Raw genomic sequence first — 14,645 nt, forward strand, 5'->3', positions numbered from 1 at the left:
TGAGTCAGGCCAATCGCAATCGCTGGCAAGCCAGCTCCTGCAGGAGTTGCGCTGTTATTCGGCCCAAGGTGCCCGGCGCGAATCATTGAGGCCCAGCAGATAACTGTCGCCACCCAATTGACTCATTTGCTGCCGAATCCACCCGGCCCGACGCAATACATAGGAGGTCGGATGGCTAGCGTTCCACACCCGCGGGTTAGGCAATACTGCCGCCAGATAACTGGCCTGCTGCCGGGACAGCGACCTGGCGCCGACCCCAAAGTGATGCCGAGCCGCCGCTTCCGCGCCAAACACCCCGTCATCCCACTCGACGCTGTTCAGATATACCTCGAGGATCCGCTGCTTGGGCCAGAACACTTCGATCAACCCGGTAAACCAGGCTTCAAGGCCTTTACGCAGCCAACTGCGGCCGGACCACAAAAAAAGGTTTTTCGACACCTGCTGACTCAGGGTACTGGCACCGCGAACCGAACCGCCGAGCTCGTTGTGCGCCAGTGCGGCGCGGATCGCGCCCAAGTCAAAACCCCAATGCTCCGGGAATTTTTGATCCTCGCCGGCGATCACCGCGACTTTCAGGTCATCGGAGATTTCATCCCAGGGCTTCCAGGTGCGTTGCAGATCAATCGGCTCGCCGTCGATCCAGGATTCGACCTTGCGCTCGACCATCAGCGCCGTTCCCGGCGGTGGCACCACGCGAAAAACCAGCACCAGTAATACGCTGCCGCCCGCGAACCAGAGCAGGGCCTTCGTGAATCGTCGCAGAAATAAACGCAGCATAGAGATGGCTTGGCCGAACCCGTTGAGCGGGCCATTATACAGACCCTGTTGATCGAGTCTGACTGGAGTTCCTCATGTTGCGTGGCTTTCTGATGCTGGCCGCTTTCTTCGGCTTCACCGGCGTTGCCCTCGGCGCGTTCGCCGCCCATGGCTTGAAAAACCGTCTGACCCCCGAATACCTGGCGATCTTCCACACTGGCGTCACCTACCAACTGGTGCATACGCTGGCGCTGTTGGGCATTGCGTTGCTCGCCACGCAGATTCCCGGGCGGCTAGTCACATGGGCCGGCGCGTCGTTCGCCATCGGCATTGTGCTGTTCTCCGGCAGCCTGTATCTGCTGACCCTGACCGGCGTCAGCAAGCTCGGCATCATCACGCCGTTCGGTGGCCTGGCGTTCCTGATCGGCTGGGTTCTGCTGGGCCTCGCGGCCTGGCGGTTGAATTGACGGCGCGCAATCAACCTCAACCTGCGCCTCTCAATGCATTCAGCAGTGCCTGCGTGAAAGCCGGCTCAAGGACGCGGTTGCCATGACCGCTGAGGTGATCGGCATCGCGGAACAGCGGTTTATCCTCGTCAAAGGCTGAACAGGTTCGGCCCGGGCACAACAGCGGTAACGGGTCCCAGACCTGCAGCGTTGGATACAGGCGGGTCAACCGGTCGATCAGCGCCATTTGCGGCGCGCGTAGCTGTTCGAGTTGGTCGCGCTCCATGGTGAAGCCGGGGGCGCAGATCGGGTTCATGCGGTTGAACCAGTCCGAACAGCGATAGGGTGGGGCTTTGAATAGTGGCTTGGGAGCGTCGATCAGCACGTGCAATCTGGCGGTTATCAAGCGCGTCAGCACTGCTTCGGCGGAGGCCTGGGCGCCTTCAATCTGCTGCGGCGTGAGTTCAGAAAGCACGTCGTTGACGACGTCCTGTTCTCCACGTGCCCACTCGCGCCCTGCGATCTCGGGCATGCGCAACGAAGCGAGGAAGACGATATCTCCCGGGTTTGCTTGCGCTTCAATATTGCGCAGGGCGCTTTCCCGAGCTTGAGTGCATGCCCCTTGCGGATCGGGTGCAATGAGGCTGACCACCGCGCAGCCGCCGCGCTCATATTCCACCACCTTGATACCCAGTTGTTGCGATGCGAGGCTTAACATCGTGCGGTAGGCGGCTGTGTGCGAATCGCCGATGACAAACAGCTGACGTCCTTGCCATTGCAAGTCCTTGAGCGGTTCGCTGGGCGCGCGTTGCGGCAGACGCCGGGAGAACCAGGTATAGGTATCGCTGGTTTTGCTCAGCGATAGCGCTTCGGGATTCTCCGACACCCACCGCGCAGCTGACCAGGACAGGCCGATTGCCGCCAGGCACGAGGCGATCGTGATCCAGACGGGGCGTTGCGGGAGCCAATTGCCAGCGCGCATCGGTGTCTCAACCGTGTGGTAGGAGACCGCAGCGAGTGCAGTGATGATGAGGGGGTAGGCCAATTGCACGGCCAGATGCTCCAGGCCGGTGGTCCAGCGCAGGAACACCAGGACTGGCCAGTGCCAGAGATACAACGAGTAGGACAGCCGGCCTATATAGGTTGCGGGGGACGATTGCAGTAGGCGCTGGGGTAGAGAAGGTGTGTTGGTTTGCTGTACCAGAGCGGTGATGACCAGCAAGGTGCCGGAAACTGTGACGAGTGCCCAAGGGAAGGGGAAGTGATTTTTGTCGGCAAGAAGCAGTGCGCCGATGATCAAGGCGAGTCCGCCGAGCAGCATGGCTCGGGTTGCGGCAGCCGGATACAGGGTTAAACGGCCTGTGCCGATCGTCTGATAAAGGATTGCCCCTGCGGCCAGCTCCCAGAACCGGCTGGGCAGCAGATAGAACGCTTCCAGCGGATCGGCCTGTGTCTGAATGGCACTGAACACCAGTGATATCAGGGCCAGAAGAGGAAGGAGGGCCCAGATGAAGGTATGGCGTTCTTTGTAGCGCAACCAGGCGAAGTAGATAAGCGGGAACAACAGGTAGAATTGCTCTTCTACGGCGAGGGTCCAGGTGTGCGTATAGGGATTTAGCAAAGTAGAAGGCGAAAAATAGCTGTCGGTGGCCCAGGCCAGTACGAAGTTGCTCATGCCAAAGAAGGCGGCCAGGCCGGTACGGTCATTCTGCATGCTTAGCCAGGCTTGCGGCACGAACATCGCCGAGACCAGGCTGCACACCAGCAGAACCACCAGCAATGCCGGGACAATTCGCAAGAGCCTGCGGCGATAAAAGTCTGCGAGATAGGCTGGGAAGCCCAAGTGGGAGCGAGCGGAAAGCGACTGGCTGATGACGTAGCCTGAGATCACGAAGAAGATGTCGACACCGGTAAAACCGCCGGGCAAGACGTTCAGGAAGTCGGCGTGAAAGATGATCACGCTCAGGACAGCCAAGGCGCGTAGGCCGTCGATAGCGGGGACGTTCGTTGTCGTGTGGACGCTGGACACAAGCCCTCCTTGGGCGCGTCAGTAATGGGGTGCGGCGTCGACGCGAGAGGGCGAATATAGAAGATTAGGGCACGGCGTGGACTGCGCAGTTTGTTGCAAGACTGGTCCGTACCCATTGCCTGCGCAGCGAGCGCCGCCTGGCGGTTGATCTGACCGGGTGGTCCATTTCATGACGAATGGCTTGGGTCGCCAAGACTGATCGGGCTAGAATGCCAGCCCCTAAAAATGATGGCGGCATCCGGCATGCGCATTCAGTTGAACGGCGAATCCCTTGAACTGCCCGACGGTGAAACCGTTGCGGCCCTGCTGACCCGTCTGGAACTGACTGGACGCCGGGTGGCGGTCGAACTCAATCTGGATATCGTCCCGCGCAGCCAGCATTCAGAAACCACGTTGAACGACGGCGACAATGTCGAAGTCGTGCACGCCATCGGCGGCGGCTAGTCGCTTGGCCCGCAAGGGCACAGAATTCTGCAAGAACCTCACCCCTACAGAGGATTTCCCATGAGCATCGTTCGTAGCGACAAGCCCTTCGTCCTGGCCGGTCGTACTTACCAGTCGCGTTTGCTGGTAGGCACCGGCAAGTACCGCGACATGGAAGAAACCCGTCTGGCCATCGAAGCCTCGGGTGCCGAGATTGTCACCTTCGCCGTGCGCCGCACCAACCTCGGCCAGAACCCGGGCGAACCGAACCTGCTCGAAGTCCTGTCGCCGGATCGCTACACCTTCCTGCCGAACACCGCCGGTTGCTTCGACGCTACCGAAGCGGTGCGCACTTGCCGTCTGGCCCGGGAGCTGCTCGGCGGCCACAACCTGGTGAAGCTGGAAGTGCTGGCGGACCAGAAAACCCTGTTCCCCAACGTGATCGAAACCCTCAAGGCCGCCGAAGTGCTGGTCAAAGAAGGTTTCGACGTGATGGTCTATACCAGCGATGACCCGATTATTGCCCGTCAACTGGCGGAAATCGGCTGCATCGCGGTCATGCCGCTGGCCGGCCTGATCGGCACGGGCCTGGGGATCTGCAACCCGTACAACCTGCAGATCATCCTCGAAGAAGCCAAGATTCCTGTTCTGGTCGACGCCGGTGTCGGTACCGCGTCTGACGCGACTATTGCCATGGAACTGGGCTGCGAAGCGGTGCTGATGAACTCGGCCATCGCTCACGCCCAGCAGCCGGTCATGATGGCCGAAGCCATGAAACACGCGATCGTCGCAGGCCGCCTGGCCTACCTCGCCGGCCGCATGCCAAAAAAACTCTATGCCAGCGCCTCTTCGCCGCTGGATGGTCTGATCAAGTAAGAGCCATTGATGACTGAATCAAACGACACGCCAATCCAGACGGAAGAAGGCGACGAGCGTCAACACCGCCGCATCAAGAGTTTCGTGATGCGCGCCGGGCGCATGACCGAAGGCCAGCAAAAAGGCCTGGATCAAGGCACGCCGCTGTTCGTGCTGCCATTGGCCGACGCTCCTGTGGATTACGACCAGGTGTTCGGCCGCTCGGCACCGCGCTCGCTGGAAATCGGTTTCGGCATGGGCCACTCGCTGCTGGAAATGGCCGCAGCCTCGCCGGAACAGGACTTCATCGGCGTGGAAGTTCACCGTCCGGGTGTCGGCGCGCTGCTCAATGGCGTGCTGACCCAGGGCCTGACCAATCTGCGCGTCTACGATTGCGACGCGATCGAAGTGCTCGATCGCTGCATCGCCGACAACAGTCTCGATCGCCTGATGCTGTTCTTCCCGGACCCGTGGCACAAAAGCCGCCACCACAAGCGCCGTATCGTTCAGGCATCGTTCGCTGAACTGGTGCGCAGCAAGTTGAAAGTCGGCGGTGTCCTGCACATGGCAACCGATTGGGAACCGTACGCCGAGTACATGCTGGAAGTGATGAACGTCGCACCGGGTTATCGCAACCTGGCCGAAGACGGCAAGTGCGTCCCGCGCCCGACCGAGCGCCCGATCACCAAGTTCGAACGCCGCGGCGAACGTCTTGGGCATGGGGTTTGGGATCTTAAGTTCGAGAAACTGTCCTAAGCCCTACACGGTAAAAAATGTAGGAGTGAGCCTGCTCGCGATGGCGGTGTGACAGTCACCTGATAGGTTGAATGTCATGACGCTATCGCGAGCAGGCTCACTCCTACAGTTGTTTTAGGCGTAACGAAAAATCAGCGGCGGTCGGCGACTACGCCAATCAACACCAACACCACCAACAACACCGGCGCCAGGCTGTAGTTGTTGAACTGGCTCAGGCCGCGGACGATCCACGGCGTCGCGTAGATCAGTGCCAGGCCGCTGCCGATCATGCACACCAGTGCGAGCAACGGGATGCGCAAGGCGCCGGCGATGCTGCCCAGGCGCTGGTCGATCCAGCCTTTGATGTCCGCGCCGAACAGCACCAGCAGGCAACCCACCAGCGCCAGTGAGATTTCCGACAGGTTGCTGCGGCTCCAGCGGGAGGCGGTGGCGAGCAGGTCGAATATCAAATCCATTGGTTTTCCCTTTAGGCTGAAATCAGCTCAGAAATTTTTGCAGCAAGTCGTTGAGGAACAGTTGCCCGCGCTCGGTGGCCGCCAGGCGTGACGGTTCGACCTGCAACAGGCCACTTTGTTCTGCGTCCAGGCGGCCTTCGGCGAGGCTTTTCAGAGGCAGCCCGGTGCGTTCCGGGTACAGCCGCGAATCGACGCCCTCGGTCAGGCGCAAGGCATTCATCAGAAATTCGAACGGCAGTTCATCGTTGGTCAGGGCTTTCTCGCCAGCCTGAAAGCTTTTTGCCGGATTGAGGTAGTCCTTCGGCAAGCGCGTCTTCCAGGTGCGCACGATGCGACCGTCCGGATGGCTGAGTTTGCCGTGGGCGCCGGCGCCGATGCCGATGAAGTCGCCGAAACTCCAGTAATTGAGGTTGTGCCGCGCCGGGCGGCCGGGCAGTGCATACGCTGAGACTTCGTATTGCGCGTAACCGTGCTCGGCGAGCAGCGCCTGACCGGCTTCCTGAATGTCCCACAGCGTGTCGTCTTCCGGCAGCGTCGGCGGCTGGTTCCAGAACACCGTGTTCGGTTCCAGCGTCAACTGATACCAGGACAGGTGCGTCGGTTTCAAGGCGATGGCCTGGCGCAGGTCGCCCAACGCATCGTCCAGCGATTGATCCGGCAAACCGTGCATCAAGTCGAGGTTGAAGTTATCGAAACCGGCCTGACGCGCCATGCCGGCCGCGCGTACGGCTTCGTCACCGTTGTGAATCCGCCCTAGCGCCTTGAGTTTTTCTTCTTGAAAACTCTGAATGCCAATCGACAGGCGATTGATCCCCAGCTTGCGGTAGGCAACGAACTTCTCTTGCTCGAACGTCCCCGGATTCGCTTCCAGAGTGATTTCGATATCACTGGCAAATGGGATGCGCTGTTCGACGCCTTTGAGTAACCGGCCCAAGGCTTCGGCGCTGAACAGGCTAGGCGTGCCGCCGCCAAAGAAGATCGAACTCAGCTTGCGGCCGTACACCGCATGCAAATCCTGAGCGAGATCAGCCAGCAACGCGTCGACATACTCGTGTTCCGGCAGCACCGGGCTGGCGGTGTGGGAGTTGAAGTCGCAATAAGGGCATTTGCGCACACACCACGGGATGTGGATGTACAGCGCCAAGGGCGGCAGCACGGGGAGCGCGGCCCGAGGCGATTGGGCGGCACCGCCGAAAATCAGCGGCGACGCGGATGAGTCGTGGGTCATTTCAGGCCCAGACGCTGGCGCAGCAGATCCATTGCTCGGGCGCGGTGGCTGATCTGGTTCTTGTCGCCCGGGCTCAGTTCGGCGCTGGAGCAATCGCGCTCCGGCACCCAGAACAGCGGATCGTAACCAAAGCCATGCTCGCCGCTGGCGTGGGTCAGGATGCGCCCGTGCCACAGGCCTTCGCAGAGGATCGGCAGCGGATCATCCGCGTGACGCACCAGCGCCAGCACGCAGACGAACTGCGCGCCGCGCTCGGCTTCCGCCACATCCTTCAGTGCGTCGAGCAGTTTGGCGTTGTTCGCCGCATCGCCCTGACCGTTCGCGTAACGCGCGGAGTAGATGCCCGGCGCACCGTCGAGGAAATCCACCGCCAGCCCGGAATCGTCAGCCAGTGCCGGCAGACCGGAGATGCGCGCGGCATTACGCGCCTTGAGGATGGCGTTTTCGACGAACGACAGGCCGGTTTCTTCAGGCTCAATGTTGCTGAACTCGCCGATTGAGCGCAGTTGCACCGAGTCGCCAAGCATGGCCTGGAGTTCTTTGAGTTTGCCGGCGTTGTGGCTGGCCAGTACGAGTTGCGTGAGGTTGATCATTCGCCGGGGAAAAGCTCTTGGTTGAAATTGATGGTGTTGATTTTGTCGCCGTTCTGCACCTTGATCTCGAAGGTGCGGATTTCCTGATGATCAACCGGGTACTGCGCGATGTAGTAGATCGCGCCTTGCTCGGTGACCTGTCTGAATTTGAGCGGCACGCTCTGGCTGGTCAGGTCTTTGACCGAACCGCTCACTTGAGCGATCAGCGGCTGGCCGGCCTTGATCACCGAAACATTGATTACGCCCTGGTTCTTGCTGCGGATCAGCTCGGCGGCCTTGGCGATGTCGGGTGTCAGGAAGGTCGAGTTGAAGGTGTTGTAATGCACCGTCACATCGCCAAAGGTTTCCTGGCGCTCGCCCTTGATGACGTCGGCAGCCATGGCGGTCACGCTCAGGCAGGCAGTGAGTAAAAACAGCGCTAGACGACCCATGATCGTTCTCCTTGAAATGGCGTGGTTCAGACCGCGATCCGGTGATCCTGCAGCATCGGGCTGCTGACGCGGTAGATACCGATCTCACCTAACAGATTAGGCCATAGCTTGCTGGCCCACCCATGCCGATGCTGTTGATCCACGGCCAGCCGATCAATGACCTTGGCGTCACGTTCGCGACATAACGCTTCAAAGTCTTCGAAGGTGCAGAAGTGGATGTTCGGCGTGTTGTACCAGGTGTAGGGCAGGAAGTCCGACACCGGCATCCGGCCCTTGCTCGCCAGGTACCAGCGGCAGCGCCAGTGACCGAAATTGGGGAAGGTGATGATGCACTGGCGACCGACCCGCAGCATTTCGTCGAGAATCTTGTCCGGGTAATGCACGGCCTGCAGCGCCTGGGTCATGACCACGATGTCGAAGCTGTTGCTGGCAAAGTTGCCGAGGCCCTTGTCCAGGTCCTGCTCGATCACGTTGATGCCCTTGGCCACGCACTGGGCGATATTATCCGGGTCGTTTTCCAGGCCGTAGCCGGTGACTTGCTTATTGTCGCGCAGCCAGGTCAGGAGTTCGCCGTCACCGCAACCGAGGTCGAGCACGCGGCTGCCGGCGGGGATCCATTCCTGGATGATTTCCAGATCAGCTCTCATGGCTTTCTCGCTTCTCACAACTTTATGCGGTTCATGTAATTGCTGAACGCCTGCAGGTAGCGCGGGATCGGAATCAGGAAGGCGTCGTGGCCTTGCGGAGCATCGATCTCGAGGTAGCACACGTCTTTTCTGGCGGCCATCAGCGCGTCCACCAGTTCCCGCGAGCGGGCAGGGGAGAAGCGCCAGTCGGTGGTGAAGGACATCACGCAGAACTTGGCGGTGGCGCCGACAAAGGTTTTGGCCAGGTTGTCTTCGAAGTTTGCCGCCGGGTCGAAGTAGTCCAGCGCCTTGGTCATCAGCAGGTAAGTGTTGGCGTCGAAACGCCCGGAGAACTCTTCTCCCTGATAACGCAGGTAGCTTTCGACCTGAAACTCGACGCTGTGGAAGTCGTAGTTGAGCTTCTCGCTCTTTAGTCCACGGCCAAATTTCTCGCCCATGGAATCGTCGGACAAGTAGGTGATGTGCCCGACCATGCGCGCCAGCATCAAGCCGCGCTTGGGGATCACGCCCGCTTCCTGGAACGAACCGCCGTGGAACTCGGGGTCGGTGAGAATCGCCTGACGGGCCACTTCGTTGAACGCGATGTTCTGCGCCGACAGCTTCGGTGCCGAAGCGATGGCCACGCAGTGACGAATGCGATCGGGGTAGGTAATGCTCCATTGCATCGCCTGCATGCCACCGAGGCTGCCGCCAATCACGGCCGCCCATTGGCTGATGCCGATGCGGTCGGCCAGGCGCGCCTGGCTGTGCACCCAGTCTTCCACGGTCAGCACCGGGAAATCGGCGCCGAAGGGCTTGCCGGTTTCCGGGTTGAGGCTGCTGGGGCCGGTGGAACCGTTGCAGCCACCGAGGTTGTTCAGGCTGACGACAAAGAACCTGGTGGTGTCGATCGGTTTGCCGGGGCCGATGCAGCTGTCCCACCAACCGGGCTTGCGCTCGTCGGGGCTGTGGAAGCCGGCCGCGTGATGATGACCGGACAAGGCGTGGCAGATCAGCACGGCGTTGCTCGCCGTGGCGTTCAGCGTGCCGTAGGTTTCGTAAATCAGGTCATAGGCCGCAAGTGAACGGCCGCAGGCCAGGGCCAGGGGTTCGCTGAAGTGCGCCAGTTGCGGCGTCACCAGACCAACAGAATCGGCGGGAAAGGCAGTTGGCATCGACCCTGCTCTCGTTGAAATGAGGCGTAAGTCTAAAGACCGCTGCCACCAGCAGCAAGCGACGATCAGTTCAGTCACACCGCGTTGTACCCATCGCGAGCAGGCTCACTCCTACAGGGAAACGCATTCCCCTGTGGGAGCGAGCCTGCTCGCGATGGCCGCGACTCGGTCTTCGCGGATCAAATCAGGCCGAGCAGCCCCTGCGGCATCAGCGCAAAGTACGCCAGGCGCGGGATCAGCCAGCTTTGCAGCAACTGGATCACGATGAACGCGAAGATGGGCGAGATATCGAGGCCACCCAGGTTCGGAATGATCCGGCGGAACGGGGCGAGTACCGGCTCCGTAATTTGCGCGACCAGCTCCGCGCCCGGATTGTGGCTGCCCGGGGCAACCCATGACAGGATCACGCTGATGATCATCGCGTAGAACAGGATGTTCAGGAACAGCGAGAACAACGCGATCAGCGCCCACGGCACCAGCAACACCCAGTCGACCATGAAGCCCTTGAGCGAGACGATGACTGCGATCAACAGCATCTGCACAATCAGCGCCAGCACCAGCGACGACATATCCAGCCCGAACATGCTCGGGATGACCCGGCGCAGCGGCTTGAGCAGCGGTTGGGTGGCTTTGACGATGAACTGGCAGAGCGGGTTGTAGAAGTTTGCCCTGACCAGTTGCAGGATGAAACGCAACAGCACGATCAGCAGGTACAGGCTGCCCAGGGTTTTGATGATGAAAATGGCAGCGTCATTGAGTCCAAGCATTATTGATTCCTTTATGAGAGCTGATTAGCGACCGAGCTGCTCAGCCATCTCGGCCGAGCGGTGCGCAGCGGCGCCGAGTGCTTTTTCTACCAGGGCTTCGAAGCCCCCAGCCTGGAAGGATTTGATTGCAGCTTCTGTAGTGCCCGCCGGCGAGGTTACGCGACGACGCAATTCTGCAGCGTCGACATCGCTGGAAACCGCCATGTGCGCGGCGCCCAACGCGGTTTGCAGGGTCAGTTGCGCAGCGATCTCCGCAGGCAGCCCGAGTTTTACCCCGGCAGCGGTCATCGCTTCGATCAGCAGAAAAAAGTACGCAGGGCCGGAACCGGAAACGGCGGTGACGGCGTCCAGTTGCTGTTCCTCGTTCAACCACAGGGCGATGCCGACTGCCGACAGCAATTCTTCGGCCTGTTGGCGTTGCTCGGCGCTGACTTCGGCGGTGGCGAACAAACCGCTCACGCCCTGACGCAGCAGCGCCGGAGTATTGGGCATGCAGCGCACAATCGGTTGCGCGCCGAGCCAGTTGTTCATGCTGGCGCAAGTAATGCCGGCAGCGATCGACACCACCAATTGATGGGGTTTCAAACTTGGGCGAATGGCTTCGCAGACGGCTTTCATCGCCTGCGGTTTGACCGCCAGCACGACCACGTCAGCGTCTTGAATGGCCTCGGCGTTGTCGGCGAACACTTCGATGCCGTGCTCGACGCTCACTTTGGCGCGGGTTTGCTCGCCCGGATCGCTGGCGCGGATCTGCCCGGCGTCGAGACCTTTGGCGCGCAGGCCGCCGATCAGACTGGCGGCCATGTTGCCGGCACCGATAAAGGCAATACGAGTCTTGCTCATGTCAGGTCCTTATAAATAGAAGAGTCGGCCATTGGTCACGGCTGACCATAGTCGCGGGCGCCAAACAGGGCCGTACCCACTCGGACCCACGTGGCGCCCATGGCGATGGCGGACTCGAGGTCATGGCTCATGCCCATGGAAAGTGTGTCGAGCGGCAGGTTCAGGCTGGCTTGCAGGCTTTGCACGGTCGCAAAAGCGGCGTCCTGTTCGGCGCGATCTTCAGTCGGTTCGGGGATGGCCATCAACCCTCGCAGCTTGATGCGCGGCAGTTCGCTGATGGCGTTGGCCAGGGCGGGCAGGTCGGCGGGAGTGCAGCCGGATTTGCTTGCTTCGCCACTGACGTTGACCTGGATGCAGATGTTCAAGGGTGGCAGATCGGCAGGACGTTGTTCGGACAGGCGTTGTGCGATTTTCAGACGATCCACGGAATGCACCCAGGCGAAATGCTCGGCGATGGCGCGAGTCTTGTTCGATTGAATGGGGCCGATGAAGTGCCAGATCAAGGGCAGGTCGGCCAATTCGAGCTGTTTGCCCAGGGCTTCCTGCAGGTAGTTCTCGCCAAAGTCGCGCAGGCCGCCGGCGTGGGCTTCGCGCAAGGCCTCGGCGGGCTTGGTCTTGCTCACGGCCAATAGCTGAACGCTGTGTTGGTCACGGTGGGCGGCAAGGGCGGCAGCCCGGATGCGAGCACTAACCAGGGCAATGTTGTCTGCTATCGTGGACATTCAAGAGGCGCCAGCGGGTCTGAGGTTGGCGGCATTCTACTGGAATTGAGGAGTGCTATGGATATCACTGAACTGCTGGCTTTCAGCGCTAAACAGGGCGCGTCCGACTTGCACCTGTCCGCCGGCCTGCCACCGATGATTCGCGTCGATGGCGATGTGCGCCGCATCAACCTGCCGGCGCTGGGTCACAAGGAGGTTCAGGAGCTGATCTACGACATCATGAACGACACCCAGCGGGTGGACTTCGAAAAGCATCTGGAAACCGACTTCTCTTTTGAAGTGCCCGGTGTGGCGCGCTTTCGGGTCAACGCGTTCAACCAGAACCGTGGCGCGGGTGCGGTGTTTCGGACCATTCCAACGAAAGTCCTGAGCATGGATGATCTGGGCATGGGCGAAGTGTTTCGCAAGATTACCGATTCTCCCCGTGGCCTGGTGCTGGTGACCGGCCCGACCGGTTCCGGCAAGTCCACCACGCTGGCGGCGATGATCGATTACCTGAACAACCATCGCCATCACCACATTCTTACCATCGAAGACCCAATCGAGTTCGTCCACGAATCGCGCAAATGCCTGATCAATCAGCGCGAAGTCCACCGCGATACCCGCAGTTTCGCCACCGCACTGCGATCAGCGCTGCGCGAAGACCCGGATGTGATTCTGGTGGGCGAGATGCGTGATCTGGAAACCATTCGCCTGGCGCTGACGGCGGCCGAGACCGGTCACTTGGTGTTTGGCACGCTGCACACAACATCGGCGGCGAAAACCATCGACCGGATCGTCGATGTGTTTCCGGGGGATGAGAAATCCATGGTGCGATCGATGCTGTCCGAGTCGTTGCTGGCAGTGGTGTCGCAGACGCTGGTGAAGAGGATCGGCGGTGGGCGGGTCGCGGCCCATGAAATCATGTTAGGGACGTCGGCGATTCGCAACCTGATCCGCGAAGACAAGGTGGCGCAGATGTACTCGTCGATTCAGACCGGTGGGAATCTGGGGATGCAGACGCTGGATATGTGTTTGAAGGAGTTAGTGACCAAGGGCTTGATCACTCGCGAGCATGCGCGGGAGAAGGCGCGTTCGCCGGATAACTTCTGAAGGCAGTTGATCGTTCCCGCGCAGAGCGTGGGAACGATCATCTCGTCCGGGATTTCAGATCAGCGCTGAACAACCTGCAGGCTGTTCTTCTCTTTTGGCAGAACCCGCTTGGCAACCACGTAGTGGCTTTCCCAGTACGGTTTCTTCAAGGTGTCGATGGTCACCGACTTGCCACGGCGTGGTGCGTGGATGAAGCGGTCGTTGCCCAGGTAGATGGCAACGTGGTTGACCCGACGGCTCTGAATGTTGAAGAAAATCAGATCGCCCGGCTTCAAGTCGCCGCGCTCGACTTTCTCGCCATGCCCGCTGGCCATGGCGTTCGAGGTGCGTGGCAGGTCAAACGTGGCGTCGTTGAACGCGTATTTCACCAGGCCGCTGCAATCGAAGCCTTTACTTGGGCTGCTGCCGCCCCAACGGTAAGGTGTACCGAGGACGTTTACCGCACGGCTCAACACATTGCTGCTGGTTTTGTTCGCCATCGGCGGGACCAGTTGGCTGTTGGCCTTGCTCAATTGGGTCGAATGTTTGGCTGTTTGCTTGTTTTTGCTCGAAGGAGCAGAAACATGGGATTTCGGGGTGTAACCATTAACGTTAGGAAGACGTTGCTCACGATTGGTGGCGTGTGCGGCCAGTGGCATCAAAAGGCAAATGGTTAGCCATGTCTTGAAAAATGGACGCATTAGGCAAGGCTCATATAAGTTAGCGCGAAACTTTATAACAGCTTTTTTTGTCATTCCGAGGCCGTTGGTCGATTGCATTCGGCGGCTAACGGAACCAAATGCGCGGCAAATGGACGCAATTGTCGGACAGAAGTCAGGTGCTATAAGGGTTTGACGGGAGACAAAGTAACATTTGCCATACGTCGGCTGCCTGTAAAAAAGTCACAAAGAATTCAAGAATATTTATCTATCGTGTGAATCGAGGTCCTTCATGAACACCTATCAACACCCCGTTCCACAGCAGGACACCCACAGCAAAGTGATCGGTTACCTGCTGTGGATTCTCGGTTTCACCGGCGCTCACCGCTTCTATTACGGCAAGCCGGTAACCGGGACGATCTGGTTTTTCACCTTCGGTTTGTTGGGTATCGGCTGGCTGATCGACCTGTTCCTGATCCCGGCCATGGACCGTGAGGCGGACCTGCGTTTCACCGCTGGACCGCTCGAATACAACGTAGCGTGGATTCTGCTGACGTTTCTCGGGGTATTCGGTGTGCACCGGATGTATCAAGGGAAGTGGATCAGCGGATTGCTGTACCTGGTGACGGGCGGGTTGTTCTTTGTGGGGGTCTTGTATGACTTCTGGACGCTGAATGATCAGGTGTCGGTGCGCAACGCGCAGAATCGCGGCACTTTCCAGTAGGCCATCGCTGGCAAGCCAGCTCCCACAGGGTGATCGGTCGGCCACACAATTTGTGGCCGCACGCAACAGTGTGGGAGCCGGCTTGC

The 14,645-nt window shown here is 60.0% G+C and carries 18 protein-coding genes; 6 read left to right on the forward strand and 12 right to left on the reverse strand.

Features of this window, described 5'->3' with window-relative positions:
• Window positions 1–54: 54 nt before the first annotated feature.
• Entirely contained in the window at window positions 55–777 is a 723-nt protein-coding gene (mtgA, locus tag ACYZT4_RS22640) for a monofunctional biosynthetic peptidoglycan transglycosylase (protein ID WP_461983058.1), read from the reverse strand.
• Window positions 778–851: 74 nt separating this feature from the next.
• Here mtgA and ACYZT4_RS22645 point away from each other — a divergent pair, with 74 nt between their 5' ends.
• A complete protein-coding gene (locus tag ACYZT4_RS22645; RefSeq protein WP_461983059.1) occupies window positions 852–1,223 on the forward strand; it encodes a DUF423 domain-containing protein in 372 nt (123 codons plus the stop codon).
• A gap of 16 nt (window positions 1,224–1,239) precedes the next feature.
• On the opposite strand, the gene ACYZT4_RS22650 is transcribed toward ACYZT4_RS22645, so the two are convergent.
• Window positions 1,240–3,231 carry an acyltransferase family protein gene (locus tag ACYZT4_RS22650; RefSeq protein ID WP_461983060.1) on the reverse strand — a complete coding sequence of 664 codons (1,992 nt, stop codon included), beginning with the start codon at window positions 3,229–3,231 and terminating at the stop codon, window positions 1,240–1,242.
• A 243-nt stretch (window positions 3,232–3,474) separates the two neighbouring features.
• Here ACYZT4_RS22650 and thiS point away from each other — a divergent pair, with 243 nt between their 5' ends.
• The 3 genes from thiS to trmB are packed head-to-tail and all read left to right on the forward strand — an operon-like array spanning window position 3,475 to window position 5,265.
• A complete protein-coding gene (thiS, locus tag ACYZT4_RS22655) occupies window positions 3,475–3,675 on the forward strand; it encodes a sulfur carrier protein ThiS (RefSeq protein WP_461983061.1) in 201 nt (66 codons plus the stop codon).
• Window positions 3,676–3,735: 60 nt separating this feature from the next.
• Window positions 3,736–4,530: a thiazole synthase gene (locus tag ACYZT4_RS22660; RefSeq protein ID WP_150767690.1), complete on the forward strand. Its 795-nt coding sequence runs from the start codon at window positions 3,736–3,738 to the stop codon at window positions 4,528–4,530.
• 9 nt (window positions 4,531–4,539) lie between these two features.
• Window positions 4,540–5,265 (forward strand): tRNA (guanosine(46)-N7)-methyltransferase TrmB, encoded by a 726-nt coding sequence (trmB, locus tag ACYZT4_RS22665; RefSeq protein WP_461983062.1) that lies wholly within the window; start codon window positions 4,540–4,542, stop codon window positions 5,263–5,265.
• A gap of 131 nt (window positions 5,266–5,396) precedes the next feature.
• On the opposite strand, the gene ACYZT4_RS22670 is transcribed toward trmB, so the two are convergent.
• From ACYZT4_RS22670 to ACYZT4_RS22710, 9 genes are all read right to left on the reverse strand, one after another.
• On the reverse strand, window positions 5,397–5,720 hold the full coding sequence (locus ACYZT4_RS22670) for a DUF3392 domain-containing protein (protein WP_461983063.1): 324 nt from the start codon (window positions 5,718–5,720) through the stop codon (window positions 5,397–5,399).
• 22 nt (window positions 5,721–5,742) lie between these two features.
• Window positions 5,743–6,948: a radical SAM family heme chaperone HemW gene (gene hemW / locus ACYZT4_RS22675; RefSeq protein ID WP_461983064.1), complete on the reverse strand. Its 1,206-nt coding sequence runs from the start codon at window positions 6,946–6,948 to the stop codon at window positions 5,743–5,745.
• The gene (gene rdgB, locus ACYZT4_RS22680) at window positions 6,945–7,541 is read right to left on the reverse strand and encodes an RdgB/HAM1 family non-canonical purine NTP pyrophosphatase (RefSeq protein WP_461983065.1); all 597 of its coding nucleotides are present in this window, start codon (window positions 7,539–7,541) and stop codon (window positions 6,945–6,947) included. Before rdgB ends, hemW begins: the two co-directional genes overlap by 4 nt.
• Window positions 7,538–7,972, reverse strand: a complete 435-nt coding sequence (locus ACYZT4_RS22685) for a DUF4426 domain-containing protein (protein WP_461983066.1) — start codon at window positions 7,970–7,972, stop codon at window positions 7,538–7,540. Before ACYZT4_RS22685 ends, rdgB begins: the two co-directional genes overlap by 4 nt.
• Before the next feature lie 26 nt (window positions 7,973–7,998).
• Window positions 7,999–8,619, reverse strand: coding sequence for a methionine biosynthesis protein MetW (gene metW, locus ACYZT4_RS22690; RefSeq protein ID WP_461983067.1), 621 nt, complete (start codon window positions 8,617–8,619; stop codon window positions 7,999–8,001).
• Window positions 8,620–8,633: 14 nt separating this feature from the next.
• The gene (gene metX / locus ACYZT4_RS22695; protein WP_461983068.1) at window positions 8,634–9,773 is read right to left on the reverse strand and encodes a homoserine O-succinyltransferase MetX; all 1,140 of its coding nucleotides are present in this window, start codon (window positions 9,771–9,773) and stop codon (window positions 8,634–8,636) included.
• A gap of 179 nt (window positions 9,774–9,952) precedes the next feature.
• On the reverse strand, window positions 9,953–10,540 hold the full coding sequence (locus tag ACYZT4_RS22700) for a YggT family protein (RefSeq protein ID WP_008026173.1): 588 nt from the start codon (window positions 10,538–10,540) through the stop codon (window positions 9,953–9,955).
• Between the two features lie 24 nt (window positions 10,541–10,564).
• Window positions 10,565–11,383, reverse strand: a complete 819-nt coding sequence (gene proC / locus ACYZT4_RS22705; RefSeq protein WP_461983069.1) for a pyrroline-5-carboxylate reductase — start codon at window positions 11,381–11,383, stop codon at window positions 10,565–10,567.
• A 35-nt stretch (window positions 11,384–11,418) separates the two neighbouring features.
• On the reverse strand, window positions 11,419–12,105 hold the full coding sequence (locus ACYZT4_RS22710) for a YggS family pyridoxal phosphate-dependent enzyme (RefSeq protein WP_461983070.1): 687 nt from the start codon (window positions 12,103–12,105) through the stop codon (window positions 11,419–11,421).
• A 57-nt stretch (window positions 12,106–12,162) separates the two neighbouring features.
• On the opposite strand from ACYZT4_RS22710, the gene ACYZT4_RS22715 reads away from it, so the two are divergent.
• On the forward strand, window positions 12,163–13,197 hold the full coding sequence (locus ACYZT4_RS22715; protein WP_461983071.1) for a type IV pilus twitching motility protein PilT: 1,035 nt from the start codon (window positions 12,163–12,165) through the stop codon (window positions 13,195–13,197).
• Between the two features lie 59 nt (window positions 13,198–13,256).
• Here the strand turns inward: ACYZT4_RS22715 and ACYZT4_RS22720 are convergent, their stop codons facing one another.
• Window positions 13,257–13,877 (reverse strand): C40 family peptidase, encoded by a 621-nt coding sequence (locus ACYZT4_RS22720; RefSeq protein ID WP_461983072.1) that lies wholly within the window; start codon window positions 13,875–13,877, stop codon window positions 13,257–13,259.
• Between the two features lie 250 nt (window positions 13,878–14,127).
• Between ACYZT4_RS22720 and ACYZT4_RS22725 the strand changes: the two genes are divergently transcribed.
• Window positions 14,128–14,559 (forward strand): NINE protein, encoded by a 432-nt coding sequence (locus ACYZT4_RS22725; protein ID WP_461983073.1) that lies wholly within the window; start codon window positions 14,128–14,130, stop codon window positions 14,557–14,559.
• The last annotated feature ends 86 nt before the right edge of the window (window positions 14,560–14,645 follow it).

Source organism: Pseudomonas sp. GB2N2 (assembly GCF_054897705.1).